Raw genomic sequence first — 22,571 nt, 5'->3', positions numbered from 1 at the left:
GGGTTGCGGTCGCCTTCGACGTTCAGCGGCGCCAGCACCTCGCCGCAGAACTTCGCGGACTCGTCGAGCACGGCCTGTGCCGTGTCGTAACCGGCATCCTCGAAGCCCGGCAACTGCGCAACGGCGTCGATGCCGGCCAGTTCCTTCAGCACGAACAGCATGTCCTTGACGGGGGCGTTATAGCTCATGGTCGATGTTCCAATCAGACGGTATATGAGGGGCGCTATGGGGCGAGAGGCGGGAAAACCGGCTCAGGCCCTAGCGACGACGTGGGTCATCGTAATGCCGGGGCGGGCGATTCTTATTGTCATATCCGGCCCATGTGGTGACAAAATCGGCCACGGGATGTGGGGGTTAGGCGGGAAAAGGTCGGCTGGATAAGGGTTTGGCCGGAGGCGGATTTGGCCGTTTGGGGGAGTTGGCGAGCAATCGGGGGCCGCGTCGAGGTGGTCGGCGAGGCCGGGTTCGGGCGGCGGCTTTCGGGCCGTGGGTTTTCCTTGTCCCACGGGGCGTGCCTTGCGCCAGCAGGCGATTCCGGCCGGGATTGGGGAAGCGCCCGGTGTGGAAACGATCACACCGGGGTCGGAGAGCCGTTAAATTCCGCGCAGTAAATCCGGAAGGGAAGAAAGGTCTTCTATGACGTGGGTCGGGGTGGCGAACCGTCCCGAGCGCGACTGGATCTGTGCCCACGGGCCGCGCCGCACAAACACCGAAAGCATGCCGGCCTGCCGCGCCGGTTCGACATCGTTGTCGAGGCGATCACCGACGTAGGCAATCTGCGACGGATCAAGTCCGTTCGTCTCGGCAATGATGCGTTCGAAAAAGCGTGTGTCAGGCTTTTCGACACCCCAGGATGCGGACGACGCGACGATATCCGCCGGCACGCCGAGTGTGCGGAGGGCGTGTTCCGTCTCGACGGGTTGATTCCCTGCGATGCCGACCAGAATGCCGGCTTCGCGCAACTGTTTCAGGCACGGCACGACGTCGGGGTAGATATCGTCCGCGGTCACCTCGTAAACGTTCCCGGTCCACTCGCGCTCCCGGCGTAATGCGGCAAAGTCGACACCTGGCCTTACGAAATCGAATACCCGCCGATGATGCTCGCCGCGCTCGATCACTGCCCTGAGAGCCGCTTGAAACACGCGTCTCGAAACGCCAAGATAGTCGGCCCATTCGTTCCAGTCGCGAGTTTCATCAACCAACGTTTCGCCGACGTCGAAGAACACAGCCTTTATTTTCATCGCGTGGGGAGAGCTCCAGGCAGCGAGTTTGCGGCCTTCGGCAATTCAGAAAATCGTTGCCCATTGGTAACCGGCCAGTTCGAGGTGTTCGACGGGAGGGCCGCCGACACCCGATGACCTTCGTTGGTTTGCCAGAAGTACCGTCCACAGCGACATATCGTAAACCCGCTGCCTGCGTCCTTCTCATCGGAATTTGACCGTCCTTAACGACCTGTTACGGCCAGCTGCGATAGTTTAGCTGTAGCTAGTCATCTACGCGCAAGCTCCGTTAGGTCGCATCGGTGTGTGACGACTCGGCGATATTGGTGCGAGACGTTTATTCGAGACATTCTCTTACCTAGAACTTCCGATGAATCAGAAAGATCTGTTATCTCACTGCATCAAACGAAAGTCGCTCCGTCCTGACAGGACGTGGGATTGTTTGTCCCGCGCACGAAATTATCAGGTGGTGCCCGCTATAGGCAGCTTGTTGTTTCTTGCCGCGTGCGCATCAGGCCCGGGTTACGTTGACGTCGCCGCTTCGATTCCGCAGCTTAACGCAAATCTTGGTCGCATCTATTTTCTCAGGTCAGCGTCGCCGCTAGGTGCCGCGATCCAGCCTGACATACGGCTTAACGGTCAAGTCGTCGGGCAATCCAAGCCGGGTGGATTCTTCTTTGTTGACGAGTCGCCTGGATCTTATACGGTGGTTACGACAACAGAAGTCGATCGGAAGATAACGTTCGATGTGGAGGCTGGCCAAACTCGGTATGTGCGCACGTCGGTCGGCTTCGGATTTCTCGTCGGGCACGTGACGCCATCGCTCGTGCCTTCGGATATTGCAGAGACGGAAATCCGGGCTCTTCGATATACCGGCGCCCCTCTTTCGGCTGCAGCGGTTGCCTCACACGGGCCCCGAGCGACCGTGAATACTCCTCCGTCGGCATCGATGGCAACCGGGACTTTGTCGTCCGACAACGTATCGCAACGAGTGACGACCAACGGCAAGGAAGTGAGACTATCGAGGCATGCAACGTGGAACAGGCGATGCATTGGCGGACAAGCGCCTGACCTGGCGTTCATTCGTCAACCAGCACATGGGCGGATAGAAGTGCGCGATGAGTCGTTTCAGCTCGCGGGTACGGCATCAACCCCCAACTCCTGTGACGGAGCCACTGTGCTCGGCAAGGTCGTCTACTACATTCCCAATCCTGACTATCATGGTCCCGATCAAGTTGACTATCGAATTTCGTCGCAATATCGCACGTACACCCGGACCGTATCCGTCGAAGTCAACTAAAGTTAGACAAGGATAAGTGTCCGCGATCTTGAGAGTCACAATTGGAACGACTGCTTTTTGGGAACCCGAAAGAGTGCTTCGGAACGTAACGGTCGATTCCCAAAATAGTAAGCGTAGGTCGTGGCGTAGGTTTGTATGCAAACCTTGATCAGATAAGGCGCAGGTACTGCTGCATCATTGGAGTGACGGGTACGGCGGTGGGCTGGGTGCTCATGAGGCAAGGAGAAGTTGCTTTGGCTTTCTGAGCTTACCAGCGGCCTGCACGCGATCGCTCGAAGCTCGCAGTCCGGCCAGCTGTCGGCGATGGCGGGAGGCAGCTACCGGCCATGATCTGCCGGTGACAAGACGAAGAAGCGGTCATTCAACATTTGATACGAGCGGTGACTGTAAGCAGCCGAATTTCTCTGAGGGGACGCTTTCGATGAAAACGCCGACATCGGCTACACAGACCTCATTGAAAACCTGTCGTCATAGGGAAAGTGATCGACGCTATCCTTGGTAACGGTAACAAAACAACGGCTCACGAGGAGTTCCATGCGCTCCTTCGGCGACAGCCCTTCTTCGTTGCGCGATTCTGCGTGAAGGTCCAAAAGATCAACCGCGCCATCGACATTAAAGTAGAAGGTGTCGCCCAGGTGGTAATCGCGCCTAAAGGAAGTTCGCCATGACGAGTTATGCCCCCACCCGTGGGCGAGGTCGTGGTGCGGTCGTGTCTTTCTGCGAAAAGCCCAATAGAGAGTAGACGTGCCAGCGACCTCTGGGTGCATGACGCTGGAGTTTGCAGATAGAGTGACGCCTGCACGCATCAATAGAAGAGGACCGAGCATCAGGCATGGCCAGTGATATTTGACAATTTGAGGTGACTGAGCCGCCCCGGAGGGGCGAGATAGCGCGGCGATCTCGTGATGGAACGGCGAATATCTATCGGGACGCACGACATCCAAGCCGATGCGTTCGGAGAAGCACACGATCTCATCCTCCGAGATGGCGGGACCAGGCCACTCACTTCCATCGGCTTGTCCACTCTGGAAACGAAGCACTAGAAGCTCGAAAACGCGACTTGCTGCGTAGAGCAACCAGCGTTCGTCTTCGGGTACATTCGGAATAGGTCTGCCGGTTCTTAAGCGAATGGATCGGAGCCGTTCGATTTCGGCAGGATTCCCCTCTATCCAAGGAGTCAGCACATCGACGAAAGCTGCTTGGCCGTGGTATGCGAGCAACTCGTCATGAAGGGCTCGAAATGACATATGGAAACACTCGCATCAAGGGGCTTGACGTAATCAGGACCGCGATAAATCACAGAGAATACCGGGTGCTCCTGCTTTGCAAGACCGACGCTGAATCAAAGCCGTAAGTACACTTGCATACACATTGTATGCCGGGGAACCGCACGGACTTGTCGCATGAGTGCGGAGGCCCTGAATGACCGCTTTACAGCCCCTTTCTGGAAAGCCGCTTCGGGTCGATAACAGCCGCTGCAAAAGCCCTGTGACGCAAGCCACCGCACATCTTTCCGACCGATCCCGTGTCAGGCAAGGCACAGGTGCTACTACATCATCAAAATAGCGTTTGCAGGTGCAAAGGTGGGTTCCCCGCTCATGTGACCGGGGAACGTTACTTTGACTGCGCCAGTGTGCCAGCGGTCCCGACATACAAGCGCAAAGTTTGCCGGTCGATCAGCGGCAGAAGATCACGACCGACTAGTGTCATCCACTGCAGCCCAATTCGATCGCCCGCGAAACAATTCGGCCGTTTACCAAATCGCCCTACGTCACCGCCACCAGCGGCCCACCAAACGCCTCGAAGTGCGGCATCCAGATAGGTATCGCCTCCTTGACGGCAAACATCCCGTGCCCGTTGCTGCTGAACGGCGGCTCGACGATCATCTGCCCACACTCACCCGCCCCCCTGAAACGCAGCAGACCACGTCTCCACGACCTCCGGCGCGAAATACTTGTCGTTCTGCACGTAATGCCAAAGCACCGGCACACGTGTCGTACTCGCGAAATGCCCGATCGTGTCGGCCATCTGCTTCTGATCGCACGGCATACTGGGATGGGTCGTCGGGTTCCTGCCGCGCCCGCCCGAAAAGTTCACCACCGCCCCCCTTGCGGCGCGTGGCTTGCCGCCGCCAGCGACGCGAAACCACCCACCGCCCGCTCACCACCGATAACTGACGTCCCCCGTCACCATCAGCCGCGTGCCATAGAAACACCCGCCCGCCGAAAAACACGACGACACATAAGTCCGGTCGAACAGGTTGTTCACGTGAGCCGCAACGCGCCACCCCTTCCACGCGGGCCGCTCCACACCCAGGTCATACGACAGCCCGAGATCGAAAAGCACCACAGCCGGCACGTCGAACGTATTGACGTTATCGCCCGCGCTGCGGCCGACATAACGCACACCGCCACCCACCTTCAACCCGCGCAACCCGGGCCGCTCAACCGCATAATCAAGCCACAACGACGCAAGATGACGCGGCACCGCCGCCACGCGCTTGCCAACGACGGCCGAATCCGTATCAGCCTGCACCGTCGTGTCGAGATACGTGTATGCAGCAATCACATCCAGTTGCTTCCACACGCGCGTACGCCCTTCCAGCTCGATCCCGCGCGACCGCACCTCGCCCGTCTGCACACTGAAGAACGGATGCTCCGGATCGGCGGTCAGGACATTGCGCTGGCGAATATCAAAAGCCGCGATCGACGCGTTCTGCAGCCGATCCGGCGACTGATAACGCAGCCCGACCTCGAACTGCTTCGCCTTCGTCGGCGTAAACGGCTGACCATCGAAGCGCGTGCCGAGCGCCGGCTCGAACGACGTCGAATAGCTCATGTAAGGCGCAAAACCGCTATCAAACAGATAAACCGCCCCCGCACGCCCGGTAAACGCCCGCGTACTCTGCCGCACGCTCGCGGATCGCAGCAGATCATCGGTCGTCGTGCGCGACCACTCCTCCCGCCCGCCGAGCGTGAACACCCAACGATCCCAGCGCACCTGATCCTGCAGATAAACGCCGATCCGGTCAGGCGTCTGCCGCGTCTGCTGCGCGACCGGCGGCACCGTAAACGGCTGCCCGTAGTCGGGCGCCCGCGTATCGAGCGGCGGCGCCGCACCAAAGCCCGACCCGACGAGGTTCGCCACCGCATGCTCATACGACAGCCCGGCCAGCACCGTATGCTCGACCGGCCCCGTCGTCACGCGCATCTCGACCTGGTTGTCAAGCGCGAGATGGTTCACGTGCTCGCGCGACCACGACAGCGAACGATTCAGCACGCCCGGCGCCAGATAAGGCGCGATGAAATTGACAGCCGCACCCGCAAAGTCGACATCGAGATGCGTATAGCGCACGTTCTGCCGGACCTTCCACGTCGAATTGAAACGATGCTCGAACGCATAGCCGATCATCGCCTGCGTGCGGTCGTACGTATCGAAACCGGGCAGCCCCGGAAAGAAGTGCGTCGGAATCCGACGCCCCGCATCCGGCCAAAGCGTGCCGAGGGCCGGCAGCCATCCCGCGAAGTTGTTGTGCGGATCGCGCTGGAACGAACCCAGCAGCGTCAAACTCGTATCGGCGTTCGGCTGCCACGTCAGTGACGGCGCGACGACGATCCGCTGCTGCCGCGAATAATCGATCTGCTCGTCCGCACGGCGCGCGAGGCCGTCGATCCGGTAGCGCCACGTGCCGTCCTTTGTCACCGGTCCGCTGAAATCAAACGCAAGCTGCCCGCGATCGCGGTTACCGGTCTGCACGGCGAGCAGGTGCTGCGCATCGCGCGTCGGCCGCTTGCTGACCATGTCGACGATACCGCCCGGGCTCGCCTGCCCGTACAGCACCGACGCCGGGCCGCGCAACACGTCGATGCGTTCGAGCGTCCACGGATCGACGACGCTCGCGGCCCAGTTCACGCCCTTCGGCAGCGGCAGGCCGTCGAGCATCTGCGGATTGATGGCCGCCGCCGCGAAACCACCGAAGCCGCGCAGGAACACGCTCTCGAGCACGCCGCCGGGGCGCGAGTCCGCATAGGCGCCCGGGGTGTAGCGCAGGCTCTCGCCGACGCTGTGCACGTCCTGCCGGTCCATCTGTTCGCGCGTCACGACCGACAGGCCCTGCGGCACCTCGACGATCGCCGTGTCGGTCTTGGTGCCCGCGCGCGATACGTCGGCCGCGATGCCTTGCACCGGGCCGACACCCGTCTCGCGCCGTCCGTCGACGACGATCGGCGCGAGCATCGGTGCATCGGCGGGTTCACCCGCCTCCGGCGCATCCTGCGCCGCAGCGGCAACCGGCATCGCGGCCGCGCAGGCCAGTGCGGCCGCCCAGCCCGGCACGCGCCGCAACGCCGCGCGCGGCAACGGAAATCCTGGCCGCGCACGGCGGCCGGTGTGTGATCGATTCATCTCGGGTTATCCGGAAAGCGGAGACGGACGTCGGCGGATAGGCCGCGCCCTTGGGTAGGGAGACGGGCCGCTCATGCAACGGCGACCTCGACTGAACAGCGAATGGGAATCATTTACGCCGGCGCGGCGCGGGTAAATGCCGGTGGACGCAATCGACGAATGTGCGGCGTGCATCGATCGGCCGCAGGTTTATTCGTCTGACGTTAACAAAATGTCACGTTTGAATATCGTTATCCTGAACGACCAAACGAATGATCGGATGATAGGATAGCGACACCCTCAAGTTTCAAGCGAAACACTTAATGTCAAGCCTGCCCCCGGCCACCCGACACTCGCTCGTCGATTCCGCGATCGAGATCCTCAAATCCAATATCACTTCCGGCATCTGGCGCGTCGGCCAGCGCATTCCGACCGAGCTCGATCTCGCGAAGCAGCTCGAGGTCGGGCGCAACACGGTGCGCGAGGCGGTTCGCACGCTCGCGTATTCCGGCGTGCTCGAAGTGCGCCAGGGCGACGGCACCTATGTGCGCCGCAATGTCGATCCGGCCGAAACGATGCGCAACGTCGATCGCGCCGCACGCAGCGACCATCTCGAACTGCAGTGCATGCTCGAAACGGAATGCGCGCGCTACGCGGCGCGCCGGCGCACCGACGAGGATCTCGCGACGCTGCGCAAGCTGCTGAAGGCACGTGGCGAGCGCGAAGCGTCGCGCGACGTGAAGAAGTTCGTCGAGCGCGACCGTGCGTTTCACATCGCCGTGGCCGCGGCATCGCACAATCACGCGCTCGAAGCGCTGTATCGCTATTTCTCGGGCTCGATCCTCGCGAACGTCGAGGACATCCTCGTCGAACTCGACGAAGCCGAGATTCCCGAGCCGGACATGCGGGCGCACCAGGCCGTGCTCGACGCGATCGAACAGCGCGACGAGAACAAGGCGGTTCGCGCGACGCTCGCGATCCTCAAGCCGCAGATGACCTGGCTCGAGACGCGCGAGACGCCCGCCGCCTGACACGCCCGGCAAGCGTTACACGGCAACGGCCTCGATCACGTCGATCTGCCCGTCGGGCGCGGAGCGGATCCCTGCGGGCCGCCAGCCGGCGGCACCGAGCAGCGAGTCGTATTCGTCCCGCGTGCGCTCGCGGCCGCTGCCCCAGCACATCATGTGGATGTCGTAGAGCTTCGAGAAATGCGCGACGCCCGGGGCCGGCACGACCCGCTCGATCACGAACACGCGTGCGCCGTCCCGGGCGCTTTCGCGCGCGCGCTTGAGGATCGCCACGCACTCGTCGTCGTTCCAGTCGTGCAGGATCAGCTTCAGCAGGTAGACGTCGGCCGCCGGCACCGCGTCGAACATGTTGCCGCCCGCCTTGCTGCAGCGTGCGCTCACGCCCATCCGCTGCGCCCAGTCATCCGCATCGCCGTCGATCACTTCGGGCAGGTCGAACACGACGCCGGTCAGCGGCGAGAACCGCCGCAGCAGGCTGCACAGCATGTGCCCCTGGCCGCCACCGATGTCGCACGCATGCGTGCCCGGCGCGAACGTCACGTCGCGCAGCGCATCGACGACCTGTTCCGACTGCACGGTCGAGAAGCTCGACATCGCGCGCTTGAAGTCGGTCCGGTAGCGTTCGTGATCCTTCGCATAGTCGAACGCCATCGCGCCGAACTCGCGGACGAAGCCGTTCTGCTCCCCCTCGCGCACCATGTCGGGCAGGTGCGCCCAGATCGCGTAGTGCTCGGGCCCTTCCTGCAGCAGCACGAAATCGCGCAGCGTGCTCGGCGCGTCCGCATGCAGCAGCGCCCCCGACGCGGTGGCCCGGAAGCCTCGGCGCGTGTCCTCGTCGAGCAGGCCGAGCGACGCGAGCGCGCGCAGCATCCGGTATAGCAGCGGCTCGTCGACGTCGAACTTCGCCGCGAGCGCGGCCGATGAAACCGGCGCATCCGTCGTGACCGCATCGAACACGCCGAGCCGCGTACCCGCATACAGGATCCGGCTGCGCCACCGTCCGAACAGCGTATCCAGCACCTGTTTTGCCGCATTTTCCATAAAGTACTCCTGAACATGAACCGACCGCGCCGGCGCGTGACGCACCGGGCGATCGCATCGTCAATGAAGCATGCGGATCACTGCTCGTGCAGGAATTCCCGGATCGGGTAGCCGACGTGGCGCTGTGCATCGAGCGTGTAGCCGAGGATGCGGTCGCCGCGCTTGAGCTCCGTGATGTTGTGCACGCTGCCTTTCGGCCCGAGCACGCGCACGTGCCAGTCGTCCTGCGCGATGATGTTGATCGCGCGATTGGCGGCATTCTTCGCCTCGATCAGCAGCAGCGGCCGCGTCTCGACCTTCGCTCGCCCGACCACGACGCGGCGCGCCTTGCCCTGCACGTTGACGGCGAGGATCTCCGCGCCCGATTCGAGCTCGGCGAGATAGCGCGTGCGGTTGTCCGGCGCGACGACGTACGAATGGAGCGCGGCCGCGTTCACGCGGAACGGGCGCGTCGGCATGTACGGCAGCGGGTGCGTCTCGCTGCTGATGAGGATCATGCCGGTCGAATACGAGCCGACGAGGATGCCCTCGTCCTGCTCGAACCGCGAACAGGTATCGACGCACACGCGTTCGCCCGGCCCCAGGTGCGTGAGCCCGACGATCTCGATTTCCTCGAGCTGCAGATCCTCGACCGTGTCGCTGCAGATCGACACGAGCTGCGTGGCCTGCCCGACCTGCGTCGGCGTGAGCAGCACGCCCTCGGGGCCGCGCTGCAGCACGTTCAGCGTGACCTCCGCATCCTCCAGGTCGGCGACGACGGTGATCAGCTCGCCCGTCGCTTGATCGGCGGCCGCCAGCAGGATTTCAAGCGGAATCTTGCTCGGGTCCTGCAGGAATTCGACGAGCAGCCACGGCGCGGACGTCGACAGCTCGCACGCCCGCGTGAGCGTCGCCTCGCCCGTCACCTCGATGAACACGCCGAGTTCGACGCCGTCCGGCACCGCGAAATCGACCGGCAGGCCATCCTTCACGAGGACGATCTGCACCTGCTCGAGCAGCGCGGCATCGGCCGGCTGCCGATCGACGACCGCGACCTTGCACGCGCTCGGCGGCAGCCGCCCGGCCTGCTCCGCATCCTTCACGACGAATGCGGACACGCCGACATGCAGCGCTTCCTCGGTGATCTCGTCCGCGAGCTCATCGATGTTGCGCAGGTCAATCCAGGAAAGCTTCTTCAAGGCCAATCTCCTTCGAAGGGGATAACGCAGGTTGAATGACAGGATGAAACTAGCGGCTGACGGAAACGACCGAACGCGACGCGGCGGCCCTCATCCGGCAATCCACCCAGCCGGCGCCCGGTTCGAAGCCGGCAAGCCGGACGCCGGGCGCGACATCAGCCAGACCGACGCGTGCGCCGTCGTCGGTCCGGAACTGCACCGCACGGTCGCCGCGCATCACGACGCGCGTGCTCGCGCCGGAGGCACTGCGCGTGTGCAGCGCGACGAGCGGCGCGGATTCGATCCGCACGCGGCCGACCACGATCGCGCGCGTGTCGCCCGCCGCGCCGACCGTCAGGATCCGCTCGCCCGAACGCAGCAGCGAGAGCTGGCGCGCGCGGTCGCCGCCGCAGAACACGAACGATTCGGCCGAGCCCGCGTCGATGCCGAACGTGAGCGGCCGGCCCGGCGGGTGCGCGGCGCCGGCCGCGACGACGAGCAGCATGCTCGTCGCGCTCGCGCCGGCCAGCACGCACTCTTCGCCGTCCAGCTGCGAACAGCCGTCGATCACCGCATGCAGCCCGACGCCAAGCGGCTCGACGCGCTGTACCTCGAATGTCTTCAGCTTCAGCGGCGCGCGCGGGCGCAGTTCACCGCACGCGGCCAGCACGCCGCGCAACGCGGCCGCATCGCGCGGAGCGAACGCGATGTCGACCGGCGACTGCGCATGCTTGCGCGCGAGGTAGGCCGCGCCGTGCGGATCGGCCAGCGACACGACGATGCGGCACGCGCCGTCGCGGACACCCGCGAGCAGGCGCTCGAGCGGCACCGTGGTCGCGAGCGCATAGTCGATCAGGACGAGCGCGTGCCGCGCGATCGCGGTACGCGCGGCGTCGAAATCGGCCGCGCCGTCGATCCTCACGCGAACGCCGGCAAGCGGCGCGTGTGCGTCGTCGACCAGCGTCGCGACGCCTGCCGTCGAAACGGCCAGTTGCGCCACCGCGCCGGCCGCGCACGCGTCGCGCCCGGCCTCGGCCACCACGACGCGGCACGCGCCGGCCCTCGCTGCGTCGGCCGCGACGGCGCCTGCCTGCGCGCCGAGCGCGCGCAGGTCGATCCACGGATAGCGATGCATGGAAACCCTCGATGATCGGAAGAAGCCGGGCGCGACGGCCCGGCGCACCGGCTCAGGCGGCCAGGTGCGCGGCACGCCGCTCGACGCCGTGCACGGCATCGGACAGGCGGCGGATCAGCGGTGCGGCCTTCGGCGCGGCGAACACGTTGCGGCCAGCCGCGATGCCGAGCGCACCCGCGTGCATCACGCGCGACGTGAACGCGACGAACTCGTCTTCCGGCAGCTTCGCGCCGCCCGCGACCAGCACCGGCAGCGACGAGCCGGCGATGATGTCGGCCATGCTCGCGGCGTCGCCGCTGTATGGCAGCTTGACGATGTCGGCGCCGAGATCCGCCGCGACGTTCGCCGCGTGGGCGATCAGTTCGGTCTGCGGACGATCGCCGAGGCCGGGGCCGCGCGGATAAATCATCGCGAGCAGCGGCAGCGACCAGCGCGCGCACTCGGTCGCGATGCGGCTCAGGTCGAGCAGTTGCTGGTTTTCCGTCTTCGAGCCGAGATTCACGTGCACGCTGACCGCGTCCGCGCCGCTTGCCAGCGCATCCTCGACGCTCGCGAACAGCGTCTTCGCGTTCACGTCCTCCGCGTAGCGCGTGCAACCGTTCAGGTGCACGACGAGCGCGAGATCGCTCAGCACGTCGGGAGACAGGAAACGCGCGCGGCCGCGATGCACGACGATCGCGTCGCCGCCGTGCGCGGCGATGTCGCCCACGAGTTGCCGCAACTGCTGCGGATGGGCGATCGGGCCGTCCGCGAGCGAATGGTCGAGCGGCACCATCAGACACTTGCCCGATGCGGCACGCACCACCCGCCGCATCCTGAGCGCCTTGCCAGAAACCGATAGAAGAGCGTTCATCCTTGATTCCTCGCCAGAAATGGAGAGGCCGGCCCGTACGACTTCAGCCTGCCCCCGGGGTGCCCGCTAGCGGGCGGAACTGGAGCGACAACCGAGCAACGCTTGCAGCAAATCTTGCATCGTGTAAGACTTGCATAGACCCAATCATCCTATGATTGGATCATCCTTGCAAGTACATTGCAAGCGATCCTGTTTCCCGACCGGGGGACGCATTCGACGCGGCATCGGTTCCCCTTTGCAGACAACGGCAGTACATCAACCTGTGAGGTGTCTATGAAGTTCGGCGTGTCCTTTTTGCCCGATACCGGCCCGGCCGACCGCCCGGCGGCCGACTATTACGCGCATGCGCTGAAGCTCAGCGCGCTGGCGGACCGGCTCGGCTACACGTACGTGAAGATGACCGAGCACTACCTGAAGCCGTACGGCGGCTACAGTCCGTCGCCGCTGATGTTCCTTGCGGCCGCGGCCGCGCAGACGGAATCGATCCGCCTGATGACGGGCGGCATCCAGGCGTCGTTCCATCATCCGATCCAGCTCGCGGCCGAAGCCGCACAGCTCGATGCGATCTCGAACGGGCGCCTCGAACTGGGCTTCGCGCGCGCCTTCCTGCCGTACGAATTCGATGCGTTCGGCATCGATCTCGATTCGAGCAAGACGCGTTTCCAGCAGACGATCGACGCGACGGTGCGCCTCCTCACCGAGGAATCGGTCAGCGAAGACACTCCGTTCTTCCGCTACCGCGACGCGCAATCGCTGCCGCGCCCGACGCAGCAGCCGCGCCCGCCGGTCTGGGTCGCCGCGCTGCTCACGCCGTCCAGCTTCGAGTGGATCGGCGAACGCGGCTTCAACCTGCTGATGGCCGCGCCGCCGCGCAAGGCCGCGCTCGCGAAGACGCAGGAGATGGTGGCGCTCTATCGCGAGACGTTCGAGCGCCATCACGGCCATACGGGCCGCCGTCCGCAGGTCGCGATCAGCATCCCGCTGATGATCGGCACGTCGGACGCGCACGCACTGGCGCTCGCGGAACCGCGCCTGCGCCATCACTGGCGCTATTTCGCGGAAGCCGCGAAGTCGTGGGACCAGGTGCAGTCGCCGGCCTACCAGGGCTACAACGAAGCGATGAAGAACAAGATGGGCGGCATGGATACGGCCGACCTCGACGCGACCGCCGTGCTCGGCACGCCCGACACCGTGCGCCAGCGCATTCGCGCGCTGGAAGCCGACCTCGGTCTCGACGCGATCCTGTGGCACATCGACTATGGCGCGCAGCCTTACGAGCTGATGAGCAACAACCTGGAGGTGTTCGCCCGCGACGTGCTGCCGGGGCTATGACGCCATGCCGAATCCTTCCGGACCCACAGCGAACCCGCCCATGACACCGTCCCTGTCACTCGACACGATCGTCGTCGGCGCCGGCATCGGCGGCCTGGCCGCCGCGCTCGCGCTGCGCCGCGCCGGCCATCGAGTCACCGTCCTCGAGCAAAGCCGGGCGTTTCGGGAAGTCGGCGCCGGGCTGCAGGTCGTGCCGAACGCCACGCGCGCGCTGCGTGCGCTCGGCGTGCTCGACCGCCAGCGGCTGGCCGCCGTCGCCCCGACCGCGACGATCCGACGCCGCTGGCAGGACGGCAGCCTGCTCGGCACCTTCCCGCTCGGCGACGACGTCGAGGCCGCCTTCAACGCACCGTACTGGAACGCGCATCGCGCCGACCTGCACGCCGCGCTGCTCGACGCCGTGCGCGACCCGTACACGGCCGGCCCGCCCGTCGCCGTACTCGGCGGCATCGCGGTGCGCGGGCTCGACGCGTGCGGGCCGGACGGCGCGACGCTCGTCGATGCGGCGGGCACGCGCTGGCGCGCGGATCTCGTCGTCGCGGCCGACGGCATTCACTCGACGCTGCGCCACGCGCTGCTCGGCGACGACGCGCCGCACTACAGCGGCGACGATGCGTATCGCGCGCTGATCGACGTCGATGCGATCGATCCGCGCTCGCCCGTGTTCGAGATCGTCAAGGAACCGCAGGTGACGATCTGGCTCGGGCCCGGCCGGCACGCGATCCATTACTGGGTGCGCGATCGCCGGCTGCTGAACCTCGTCGTGATCGTGCCGGGCGACGGCAGCACGCGCGAATCGTGGAGCAGCAAGGGCGATCGCGCGACGCTCGAGGTCGAGCTCGACGGCTGGGATCCGCGCCTCGTCGGGCTGATCCGTTGCGCGTCGGACCTGAGCCGCTGGTCGCTGCACGACCGCCAGCCGCTCACGCGCTGGGTGTGGGACAACGTGTGCCTGCTCGGCGACGCGTGCCATCCGATGCTGCCGTACCAGTCGCAGGGCGCCGCGCAGGCGCTCGAGGACGCGGTCGTGCTCGGCCGGTGCGTGACCGGTCTCGCGTCGAAGGAAGCACTCGGCGCCGCGCTGGTCGAGTACCAGCGCTTGCGGATCGACCGCAGCGCGCGGATCCAGCTTGCGTCGGCCGGCAACGGCGGCGTGTTCCACCTGCCCGACGGCCCCGAGCAGCAGGCGCGCGACGCCGAGCTCAAGTCGCGCCGCGCCGACTTCAAGTCCTACCACTGGACCTGGGCCGACGCGTACCAGCTTTGACGCCCGCCCCGGCGCCGCGCGGCGCGAGCTGCGCGGCGCCGGGGCTCCTCGTGACAGGACCGCATCATGATGAACACCGTGGACATTGCGCAGCAATTGAAACAGGCGATGCGCGGCGTGGCCGCCACCGTCACGATCGTCACGACCGGCGGCGACGGCGCCGAGGCCGCACCGTGCGCGCTGACCGCCAGCTCGTTCACGTCGGTCGCGCTCGATCCGCCGACCGTGCTGGTATGCATCAACCGGCGCGCCAGCATTCACGCGTCGATCACCGGCCGCCGGCGCTTCTGCGTGAACGCGCTGCGAAGCTGCCACGTGCCGCTCGCGCTCGCGTGCAGCACGGCGGGCTCCGATGCGCGTTTCGCACACGACGCGTGGCGCACCGACGCGGTAACCGGCCTGCCCTACCTCGAGAACGCGCAGACGTCATTCTTCTGCGACACGCTCGAGCAGGTCGAGGTCGGCTCGCATTCGATCCTGATCGGACGGGTCACGCGCGTCGCGATGTCCGACGACGTGAACCCGCTGATGTACGTGAACGGCGCGTTCGCCGCCGTCCGCTCGCTGCCGCCCGATGCCGGTACCGGCCAATGACACCCTCGATGCGTGCGTCACGCGTGATGCCGCACGCAATCGTTGCGTGCGCTGCAGTCACCCTGCGCGCGCGTATCCCGCACTACCATTGCGCCGCATGCACGCGATGAAACGGAGAAGCCGATGGCACCCGACCTGAACCTGCTGATTTCGCTCGACGCGCTACTCGAAGAGGGCAGCGTCGTCGGCGCCGCACGCCGCATGAACCTCAGCCCGCCCGCGATGAGCCGCACGCTCGCGCGCATCCGCGAAACGGTCGGCGACCCGATCTTCGTGCAGGCCGGCCGCAAGATGGTGCCGACGCCGCGCGCGCTCGAACTGCGCGGCGTCGTCCGCGAAACCGTGGAGCGCGCGTCGCAGTTACTCGCCCCGTCCGCGGAAATCGATCTCGGCATGCTCGACAAGCAGTTCAACGTGCGGGCGAACGACATCTTCGTCGGGCTGCACAGCAGCCGCCTGCTCGAGGAGATGGCGCGCGGGATGCCGCGCGCGATGCTGCGCTTCATGCCCGAGGAAGACGACGTGGACGACGACGCGTTGCGCAGCGGCCGCATCGACCTGTTCATCAGCGCGTCGCGCCGCCTCGGGCCGGAGATCCGCGTGCAGCCGCTGTTCACGACGACGTTCGTCGGTCTCGCGCGCCACGACCACCCGATCTTCGACGACGACATCACGCCCGAGCGCTTCGCGCGCTGGCCGCATATCGGCGTATCGCGGCGCGGCAAGTCGGTGGGGCCGATCGACGACGCGCTCACCGCGCGCGGGCTTGCGCGGCACGTGCTGCTCGTCGTGCCGACGCCGTACGCGGCGATCTTCGCGCTGCAGGCGTCGGACCTGATCCTGCCGCTGCCCGAGCATCTCGCGCGCGGCGCAGTGCGGGCCGGGCTCGGCGTGCGATCGTTCGAACTGCCGGTGCCGCTCGAAACCGTGCTGATCACGCAGGCGTGGCATCCGCGCTTCCAGAGCGACCCCGCGCACCAGTGGTTGCGGCGTGTCGTGCGCGGACTGTGCATCGGCCAGCCAGCACTGCATCCGCCGCACGCATGACGCATGCGCCGCACGCACTCGTCGAATGCAAAGACGTCACTGTTCCGCATGCATGGCTCGACCGTAGACTGGCTTCGTCCTTTCTCATGGAGCGAGCGCAGTGCATGAAGCAGCAGATCAGACGCGCGCCGTCGCGGCGCCGCCCCGCCGCCTGAATCGCGCGGCCGCGGCGCTGATCGCACGCATCGACATCTTCACGCCGCGCGGCGCGTATGTCGCGCGCTCGGTCATTGCCGCCGCACTTGCGCTCGGCGTCGCGTACCTGCTCGAACTGGAAACCCCGTACTCGGCCGCGTCGACCGTGCTGCTCGTGATCAATCCCGTCCAGGGCGCCGTGATCGGCAAGGGCGTATGGCGCGTGGTCGGGACGATCGCGGGGATGGTCGTCGCGTTCGTGCTGATGGGCTGCTTCGCGCAGCAACCGCTGCTGTTCATCCTCGGCTTCGCGTTCTGGCTCGGCGTCTGCGTCGCGGGCATGACGCTGCTGCGGCACTTCCGCGCGTCGGGCACCGTGGTGGCCGGCTACACGATCGGCCTCGCGACCTACGGCGCGATGCAGCATCCCGAGCTGACCTTCGAGCACGTGATCGGGCGTGGCTCCACGGTCGCGATCGGCGTGCTGTGCCTGAGCCTCGTGTCGATGCTGCTCGGCACGCGCGACGTGCACGCGAAGCTCGAAGCGCTGGTGGCGCGCGTCACGGCCGACGTCGCGCGAGTCATCGCCGCGCAGCGCAACGGCCTCGCGGCGGCGCCCGCCGACGACAAGCGGCACGCGCTGTTCGCCGGCATCTACGGCATCGACGATCTGCTCGCGCTCGGCAAGGCCGAATCGGAAGATCTCGCGCAGCGCGCGGCCGCCGTGCGGCACGGGATGGCGTCGCTGTTCGGCGCACTCGCGGGCGGCATGCCGCCGCTGCCGGCCGACAGTCCCGGCGCGCACGCGGTCGCGTCGTTGCAGCCTCGTCTCGCGGCTGCGTGGCAGGCCGCCGCCGACGCATTGGGCGACGGCCCCGGCGGCGCGGCGCACGCGCTCGTGCTGCTGGGCGACGCGCGCGAACGCCTGCGCGCCGCGCTCGACGGCATCGCGCTCGGCCATCCGCGCGACGACGCGGCGTTGCTGATCGCCGGCGAGCGGCTGATCGAACAGATCGACGACTACTGCGCGGCACTGGGCGGCCTCGTCGAATTGCAGCGCCCGCGGCCGGGCTACCGGCCCGCACGGGTGCGCTTTTACCGCGACACGGGCGCGGCCCTGCGCAACGGCGTGCGTGCCGCGTGCGCGATCGTGATCTCGGGCGCGTTCTGGCTCGCGACCGGCTGGAACCAGGGCGACATGATGCTGCTCGTCGTCGCACCGTACTGCGCGCTGCTCGCGACCGCCGGCAACCCGGCCGCCGGCGCGCAGGCGTTCATCAAGGGCACCGTGCTCGCCGTGCCGGCCGCGTTCGTGTGCGCGTTCGGCATCCTGCCGCGCATCGAGGGCTTTCCGTTGCTCGTCGTCGCGCTCGCGCTGTTCTGGATGCCAGGCATCTATGCGACGAGCGTGCCGAAGACCGCGCTCGCGGGGCTCGCGTATCTCGTCGCATTCAACACGCTGACCGGCGCGACCAATCCGTTCCGCCCCGACGTCGCGCTGTTCCTCAACCAGTCGGTCGCGTGGGTACTCGCCACGTTCCTCACGCTGCTCACGTTCCGCTTGATCCTGCCGCGCAACCTGGCCACCGACGCGACGCGGCTGCGCCGCACGATCCGCGACGACACGCTCGCACTCGTGGCCGGCAGGCGCGTCATGGCGGCGGGCTGGCAGCAGCGCCAGCAGCACCGCATCGCGCAGCTCGGCGCACTGCTCGCCGGCCAGCCGGCCGCGATGACGCAGGCGAGCATCGAGGCGCTCGCGGCGCTGCACGTCGGCAAGGAACTGCTGCGGATCCGCCGCGGCGCCGCGCGTGACGGCTTGCCCGACGCCGCACAGCGCCGCGTACGCGCAGGGCTCGCCGGCCTCGCGCGGCACGCGGCGGCGCCCGCACGCGCGGCCCGGCATGCACGGCGCGCCGCGCACGCCCTCGCCGGCCTCGCCGCCGCGCAGCCGGGCAACACCGAACTGAAGTGGCTGATGGCCGCGTTCGCCGACGTCTACGTGCTGCTGCACACGTACGCCGCCTATTTCACCGTCGTTCCGGAGCGTGCCCCCGATGCTCAGTGAATTTCCGCTGGCCGGCATCTACCTGCCGCCGTTTTTCGTCTATGCGTGCGCGACCGTGCCGCTCTACATGGCCGTGCGCGCGCTGCTCGCCCGGCTCGGCGTGCTGCGCCGCGTGTGGCATCCGGCGCTGTTCGAGTTCGCGATTTCGCTCGTGCTGGTCGCCACGCTGATCCTCTACTTCTAGCCGTCGGAACGTATCGCGTCATGTCGCTCAAACCCCTTACCCGCTCCCTGCTGACGCTCGCCACGGTGGCCGTCGCGATCGTGCTGGTCGCCGCGCTCTGGCACGCGTACGTCCTCGCGCCGTGGACGCGTGACGCGCGCGTGAGCGCGCACGTCGTGCGGATCGCGCCCGAAGTGTCGGGCACCGTCGTCGAAGTCGCGGTGGTCGACAACCAGCGCGTCGCGAAAGGCGACGTGCTGTACCGGATCGATCCGCAGCGCTTCGCGCTGGCGGTGGAGCAAGCAGAAGCGCAGGTCGCCGCGACCGCCGAGTCGATGCGCCAGAAGCGCGACGAAGCGCAGCGGCGAACCGGGCTCGACGATCTCGTGCCGCGCGAGGATATCCAGCGTTCGAGTCGCGCGGTGTCGATCGCGCAGGCCGAGCACCGCAAGGCGCTGGCCGCGCTCGACGTCGCGAAGCTCGACCTCGAACGCACGACGCTACGCTCGCCGGTTGACGGCTACGTGACGCAGCTGCGCCTGCGTCACGGCGACTACGCGGTCGAGGGCAAGCCCGGCATCTCGGTGCTCGACGCACACAGCTTCTGGATCACCGGCTATTTCGAGGAGACCAAGCTGCGCCGCATCGCGACGGGCGCGCCCGCGTCGATCCGGCTGATGGGCTTCGATCCGCTGCTGAGCGGACACGTGACGAGCATCGGCCGCGGCATCGCGGACGAGAACGGCACGCTCGACGAGCTCGGCCTGCCGGCCGTCAATCCGACCTTCAGCTGGGTGCGGCTCGCGCAGCGCATTCCGGTGCGCATCGAGATCGACCAGGTGCCGGCCGGCGTATTGCTGGCGGCAGGCATGACGTGCAGCGTCGAAGTCGGTGAACGCGGGCGCGAGCGCACGCCGCGCGGCCGGCTCGCGTCGTGGCTGCACGCGTGGATGTGAAGGTGGCGACGATGCGATGCCTGCTCCTTCCACGCTCCGCGCGCGCCTTCGTCGCGGCCTGCTCATGTGCGCTGGCCGCGTGCACGACGGTCGGCCCCGATTACGTGGCGCCGCAGCCCGCACATCCGCCCGGCTGGATCGCACCGCGTGACACGGTGGCCACCGATCCCGCGCAGTTGCAGGACTGGTGGCGCGCGTTCGGCGATGCTCAGCTCGACGCGCTGGTCGCGCAGGCGATCGCGCACAACCAGGATCTCGCGATCGCGCGCCAACGGTTGCTGCAGGCGCGCGCCGAACGCGACCAGATCGCGAGCCGCCTCGGCCCGACCGTGACGGCGGGCGGAAACGCCGATGCGATCCGTTCGTCACGGGCGCTCGAATGGCCACCCGGCATCGGCCAGTCGCGCACCTACCGGCTCGGTTTCGATGCGTCATGGGAACTCGACCTGTTCGGCGGCACGCGACGCGCGGTCGAATCGGCCGATGCGCAGATCGATGCGCTCGACGACGATCGCCACGCGATCCTCGTGAGCCTGCTGGCCGAACTCGCGTCGGATTACGCGGCGCTGCGCGCGACCCAGGAGCGGCTGCGGATCGCGACGGACAACGTCGCGAGCCTCGACGCCACGCGCCGCCTGACCGAGCAATCGAACCGGCGCGGCCTCGGCACGTCGTTCGCGGTCGCGCAGGCGCGGGCCGAGCTGCAGCTCGCGCAGGCGACGTTGCCGCCGCTGCATCAGGACGTCGCGCGGCTCGCGCACGCGATCGGCGTGCTCGTCGGCGGTTTTCCGGAAACGCTGCGCGACACGCTGAGCGCGCCCGGCGCGACACTGCCGGTCGCGCCCGCGTTGCCCGTCACGCTGCCGTCGGACGTGATCCGCGAGCGCCCCGACATTCGCGCCGCCGAACGGCGGCTTGCCGCCGCGACCGCGCAGATCGGCGTCGCACGCGCCGAGCAGTTTCCGCATTTCGCGATTCCGCTGAGCCTCGGCACGACGGCGAGCCTCGTACAGGACCTGTTCTCGGGCGCCAGCGTCGCATGGTCGGTCGCGCTCGACGGCACGCAGACGCTGTACGACGGCGGCCGCGCGAAAGCCGGCGTCGACGCCGCGCGCGCGGCGGCCGAGGCCGCACGGCTCGCATACGAACAGCGCATCCGCAGCGCGTTTCGCGATGTCGAGGACGCACTGGTTGCGATCGGCGCCGCACGCGACCAGCAGGCCATGCTCGCCGCGGCGGTCGACAGCAGCCAGGACGCGCAGTCGCGCGCCACGCGGCTGTACCGCAACGGCCTCGGCGAATACCTGTCGGTACTCACCGCGCAACGCGCGACGTACCGCGCACGCGATGCGCTCGCACTCAGCCGGCTCGCGCAGGTGCAAGGCGCGATCGCGCTCTACAAGTCGCTCGGCGTCGGCTGGCGCGACGCGCCGCCGGTCGCGCAGGCCGGCGCAACGCAAGCGCATACGCATTGATTGCCGCCGCGCGGCCGCCCCGACGCTTCGGCGTCGCTCATCCACCGGAGAAACCTCGATGACCGCTCTCAATCCGAACGATTTCGCGTTACACGACATCCATCTCTTTCCGGTCTGCGTGTTTCGCCCCGAACACGCGATACCGGGCTACGCGCCGCGTTGGGAAGGCGAGATCGACACGCTGATGCGCCACGGCGAGCCGTTCGTGATCGTCTACATCGAGCTCGATACCGACGAGAGCCACGACGACCGCAAGCATCGCGCGGTCTGGCTCAAGCAGAACAAGGAGGCGTTGGGCGCCGTCTGCAAGGCGCTCGTCAGCGTCGAACCCGATCCCGGCCGTCGCGCGGAAGTGGCCGCTCAGGGCGAGGTCGCCGTCAAGGCATTCGGGATTCCGCACCATGCGGTGGCGTCGTTCGGGCAGGCCGTCTCGCTCGCCGCGCGGCTCACGCGGCAGCATGCGGGGAATGATGCACGGCAGGCCGGACAACAGGCATGACGCGACCGGCACGCCGGGCCATGTTGAATTCACCACCGACACGAGGGCCGGCATGCGCTATCCCACCCTGACGATCACGGGCTCGCACACGCTTGCGTCATGTCCGTCACGGCTCCCCGCTCCCGGCGAAATCCTGTTGTGGCGACTGCGCGGCGAATGGCAGCTCGTCACCAGCGAGCGGGGCCATCTCTACCTGTCGAAGACGGAGCTGCGGCGCGCCAGGACGCATCCGAATCGCGCGCACGGCCGCCGCTTCGCGATCGGCCGGTCCGCGCTGCGCGCGATCCTGGGAACGCTGGCCGGCCGCGCGGCCGACGAGCTGACGCTGATCGACCGCGATGCCGACCATATCGCGGTCGCGGGCTGCGACGTGCTGGATGGGCTCGACGTCGTGGTCGGCCACGCCGGGATCTGGATCGTCATCGCGATCGCCCGTGGCCCGATCGGGCTGGGCATCGGGCAGACCAGCGCGCTCGCCGATCCGGTATCGCGCGACCAGCTTCGGCTGGACAGCATTTCGAATGCATGCGGAAGCGGACACGGCGCCACGCTCGATTCGCTGGCGCCACTCGCGGGGGCATTCCGCGGGGTCGATACGCCGCATGCCGGCCACTGGCGCCTGCTCGATATCCCGCTCTCCGGCCTCGCCTGCGCGGCAACCGTCGCCGCGCGCCAGATGGACCGGATTCACGCGGTGGGCTGGCGCGGCGAGCGGAAAGACTGGCTGGCCGATCGCGACCGGCACCTGCGGGCGGCGAAGGTGCGCGGCGCGGCAGCCTGCGTCGCGGGCGGATAGACCGGCGCCGACGTCCTCGCGTTGCATGCTTGTGCTACGGCCGCCTTCGGCGTCGCCGATGGGAGCCGTTCATGGGAGCGCGCGAAGGGAGCCGGTTATGGGAGCGGACGGCTTCGACGACG

The 22,571-nt window shown here is 67.1% G+C and carries 20 protein-coding genes; 12 read left to right on the top strand and 8 right to left on the bottom strand.

All coding sequences use genetic code 11. From position 1 onward, the window contains the following. Together BCO18175_RS38425 and BCO18175_RS38420 are read right to left on the bottom strand one after the other, a co-directional pair. Nucleotides 1-188, bottom strand: a 188-nt coding sequence (locus tag BCO18175_RS38425; RefSeq protein ID WP_148095791.1) for an acyl-CoA dehydrogenase N-terminal domain-containing protein, incomplete at its 3' end; no start/stop codon positions are given. A gap of 405 nt (nt 189-593) precedes the next feature. Next, nucleotides 594-1,241, bottom strand: coding sequence for an HAD family hydrolase (locus tag BCO18175_RS38420; protein ID WP_174988853.1), 648 nt, complete (start codon nt 1,239-1,241; stop codon nt 594-596). A 349-nt stretch (nt 1,242-1,590) separates the two neighbouring features. Between BCO18175_RS38420 and BCO18175_RS41075 the strand changes: the two genes are divergently transcribed. Continuing rightward, a complete protein-coding gene (locus BCO18175_RS41075; RefSeq protein ID WP_174988851.1) occupies nt 1,591-2,520 on the top strand; it encodes a DUF2846 domain-containing protein in 930 nt (309 codons plus the stop codon). Between the two features lie 440 nt (nt 2,521-2,960). Here BCO18175_RS41075 and BCO18175_RS38410 read toward each other — a convergent pair whose 3' ends face one another. Together BCO18175_RS38410 and BCO18175_RS38405 are read right to left on the bottom strand one after the other, a co-directional pair. Further along, on the bottom strand, nt 2,961-3,767 hold the full coding sequence (locus BCO18175_RS38410) for a hypothetical protein (protein ID WP_174988849.1): 807 nt from the start codon (nt 3,765-3,767) through the stop codon (nt 2,961-2,963). Between the two features lie 913 nt (nt 3,768-4,680). Then, on the bottom strand, nt 4,681-6,924 hold the full coding sequence (locus BCO18175_RS38405; RefSeq protein WP_254608239.1) for a TonB-dependent siderophore receptor: 2,244 nt from the start codon (nt 6,922-6,924) through the stop codon (nt 4,681-4,683). A gap of 302 nt (nt 6,925-7,226) precedes the next feature. Here BCO18175_RS38405 and BCO18175_RS38400 point away from each other — a divergent pair, with 302 nt between their 5' ends. Next, nucleotides 7,227-7,934, top strand: coding sequence for a FadR/GntR family transcriptional regulator (locus BCO18175_RS38400; RefSeq protein ID WP_174974646.1), 708 nt, complete (start codon nt 7,227-7,229; stop codon nt 7,932-7,934). Nucleotides 7,935-7,949: 15 nt separating this feature from the next. Here the strand turns inward: BCO18175_RS38400 and BCO18175_RS38395 are convergent, their stop codons facing one another. From BCO18175_RS38395 to BCO18175_RS38380, 4 genes are all read right to left on the bottom strand, one after another. Further along, complete coding sequence (locus tag BCO18175_RS38395; RefSeq protein WP_174988847.1) at nt 7,950-8,972, bottom strand: methyltransferase; 1,023 nt, start codon at nt 8,970-8,972, stop codon at nt 7,950-7,952. 77 nt (nt 8,973-9,049) lie between these two features. Then, complete coding sequence (locus BCO18175_RS38390; protein ID WP_174988845.1) at nt 9,050-10,150, bottom strand: 3-dehydroquinate synthase II family protein; 1,101 nt, start codon at nt 10,148-10,150, stop codon at nt 9,050-9,052. 49 nt (nt 10,151-10,199) lie between these two features. After that, nucleotides 10,200-11,264: a 3-dehydroquinate synthase II family protein gene (locus tag BCO18175_RS38385; RefSeq protein WP_174988843.1), complete on the bottom strand. Its 1,065-nt coding sequence runs from the start codon at nt 11,262-11,264 to the stop codon at nt 10,200-10,202. A gap of 52 nt (nt 11,265-11,316) precedes the next feature. Then, a complete protein-coding gene (locus BCO18175_RS38380; RefSeq protein ID WP_174974652.1) occupies nt 11,317-12,117 on the bottom strand; it encodes a 2-amino-3,7-dideoxy-D-threo-hept-6-ulosonate synthase in 801 nt (266 codons plus the stop codon). 285 nt (nt 12,118-12,402) lie between these two features. Here BCO18175_RS38380 and BCO18175_RS38375 point away from each other — a divergent pair, with 285 nt between their 5' ends. From BCO18175_RS38375 to BCO18175_RS38330, 10 genes are all read left to right on the top strand, one after another. Beyond that, entirely contained in the window at nt 12,403-13,449 is a 1,047-nt protein-coding gene (locus BCO18175_RS38375; protein ID WP_254603808.1) for an LLM class flavin-dependent oxidoreductase, read from the top strand. Between the two features lie 40 nt (nt 13,450-13,489). Further along, a complete protein-coding gene (locus BCO18175_RS38370) occupies nt 13,490-14,716 on the top strand; it encodes an FAD-dependent monooxygenase (RefSeq protein WP_174988839.1) in 1,227 nt (408 codons plus the stop codon). A 66-nt stretch (nt 14,717-14,782) separates the two neighbouring features. After that, a complete protein-coding gene (locus tag BCO18175_RS38365) occupies nt 14,783-15,310 on the top strand; it encodes a flavin reductase family protein (protein ID WP_174988837.1) in 528 nt (175 codons plus the stop codon). A gap of 123 nt (nt 15,311-15,433) precedes the next feature. Further along, the gene (locus BCO18175_RS38360) at nt 15,434-16,357 is read left to right on the top strand and encodes a LysR family transcriptional regulator (RefSeq protein WP_174974659.1); all 924 of its coding nucleotides are present in this window, start codon (nt 15,434-15,436) and stop codon (nt 16,355-16,357) included. 100 nt (nt 16,358-16,457) lie between these two features. Further along, nucleotides 16,458-18,560, top strand: coding sequence for an FUSC family protein (locus tag BCO18175_RS38355; RefSeq protein ID WP_174988835.1), 2,103 nt, complete (start codon nt 16,458-16,460; stop codon nt 18,558-18,560). After that, nucleotides 18,550-18,744: a DUF1656 domain-containing protein gene (locus BCO18175_RS38350; protein ID WP_089429479.1), complete on the top strand. Its 195-nt coding sequence runs from the start codon at nt 18,550-18,552 to the stop codon at nt 18,742-18,744. Before BCO18175_RS38355 ends, BCO18175_RS38350 begins: the two co-directional genes overlap by 11 nt. 20 nt (nt 18,745-18,764) lie before the next feature. Further along, nucleotides 18,765-19,679 (top strand): biotin/lipoyl-binding protein, encoded by a 915-nt coding sequence (locus BCO18175_RS38345; RefSeq protein WP_174968551.1) that lies wholly within the window; start codon nt 18,765-18,767, stop codon nt 19,677-19,679. Between the two features lie 11 nt (nt 19,680-19,690). Continuing rightward, nucleotides 19,691-21,154, top strand: a complete 1,464-nt coding sequence (locus tag BCO18175_RS38340; protein WP_174988834.1) for an efflux transporter outer membrane subunit — start codon at nt 19,691-19,693, stop codon at nt 21,152-21,154. Nucleotides 21,155-21,212: 58 nt separating this feature from the next. Further along, nucleotides 21,213-21,653 (top strand): hypothetical protein, encoded by a 441-nt coding sequence (locus tag BCO18175_RS38335; protein ID WP_174988832.1) that lies wholly within the window; start codon nt 21,213-21,215, stop codon nt 21,651-21,653. 52 nt (nt 21,654-21,705) lie between these two features. After that, complete coding sequence (locus BCO18175_RS38330; protein ID WP_174968554.1) at nt 21,706-22,449, top strand: hypothetical protein; 744 nt, start codon at nt 21,706-21,708, stop codon at nt 22,447-22,449. Nucleotides 22,450-22,571: the final 122 nt, after the last annotated feature.

It is taken from the genome of Burkholderia lata, from assembly GCF_902499335.1.
Classification (GTDB): Bacteria; Pseudomonadota; Gammaproteobacteria; order Burkholderiales; family Burkholderiaceae; genus Burkholderia; species Burkholderia lata_B.
This window is presented reverse-complemented; position numbering and strand designations above follow the sequence as displayed.

Bases quoted from the DNA above. Each gene is read 5' to 3' on its own strand.
- BCO18175_RS38420 (WP_174988853.1), bottom strand. From the start codon at position 1,241: ATGAAAATAAAGGCTGTGTTCTTCGACGTCGGCGAAACGTTGGTTGAT.
- BCO18175_RS41075 (WP_174988851.1), top strand. From the start codon at position 1,591: ATGAATCAGAAAGATCTGTTATCTCACTGCATCAAACGAAAGTCGCTC.
- BCO18175_RS38410 (WP_174988849.1), bottom strand. From the start codon at position 3,767: ATGTCATTTCGAGCCCTTCATGACGAGTTGCTCGCATACCACGGCCAA.
- BCO18175_RS38405 (WP_254608239.1), bottom strand. From the start codon at position 6,924: ATGAATCGATCACACACCGGCCGCCGTGCGCGGCCAGGATTTCCGTTG.
- BCO18175_RS38400 (WP_174974646.1), top strand. From the start codon at position 7,227: ATGTCAAGCCTGCCCCCGGCCACCCGACACTCGCTCGTCGATTCCGCG.
- BCO18175_RS38395 (WP_174988847.1), bottom strand. From the start codon at position 8,972: ATGGAAAATGCGGCAAAACAGGTGCTGGATACGCTGTTCGGACGGTGG.
- BCO18175_RS38385 (WP_174988843.1), bottom strand. From the start codon at position 11,264: ATGCATCGCTATCCGTGGATCGACCTGCGCGCGCTCGGCGCGCAGGCA.
- BCO18175_RS38380 (WP_174974652.1), bottom strand. From the start codon at position 12,117: ATGAACGCTCTTCTATCGGTTTCTGGCAAGGCGCTCAGGATGCGGCGG.
- BCO18175_RS38370 (WP_174988839.1), top strand. From the start codon at position 13,490: ATGACACCGTCCCTGTCACTCGACACGATCGTCGTCGGCGCCGGCATC.
- BCO18175_RS38365 (WP_174988837.1), top strand. From the start codon at position 14,783: ATGATGAACACCGTGGACATTGCGCAGCAATTGAAACAGGCGATGCGC.
- BCO18175_RS38360 (WP_174974659.1), top strand. From the start codon at position 15,434: ATGGCACCCGACCTGAACCTGCTGATTTCGCTCGACGCGCTACTCGAA.
- BCO18175_RS38350 (WP_089429479.1), top strand. From the start codon at position 18,550: ATGCTCAGTGAATTTCCGCTGGCCGGCATCTACCTGCCGCCGTTTTTC.
- BCO18175_RS38345 (WP_174968551.1), top strand. From the start codon at position 18,765: ATGTCGCTCAAACCCCTTACCCGCTCCCTGCTGACGCTCGCCACGGTG.
- BCO18175_RS38340 (WP_174988834.1), top strand. From the start codon at position 19,691: ATGCGATGCCTGCTCCTTCCACGCTCCGCGCGCGCCTTCGTCGCGGCC.
- BCO18175_RS38335 (WP_174988832.1), top strand. From the start codon at position 21,213: ATGACCGCTCTCAATCCGAACGATTTCGCGTTACACGACATCCATCTC.
- BCO18175_RS38330 (WP_174968554.1), top strand. From the start codon at position 21,706: ATGCGCTATCCCACCCTGACGATCACGGGCTCGCACACGCTTGCGTCA.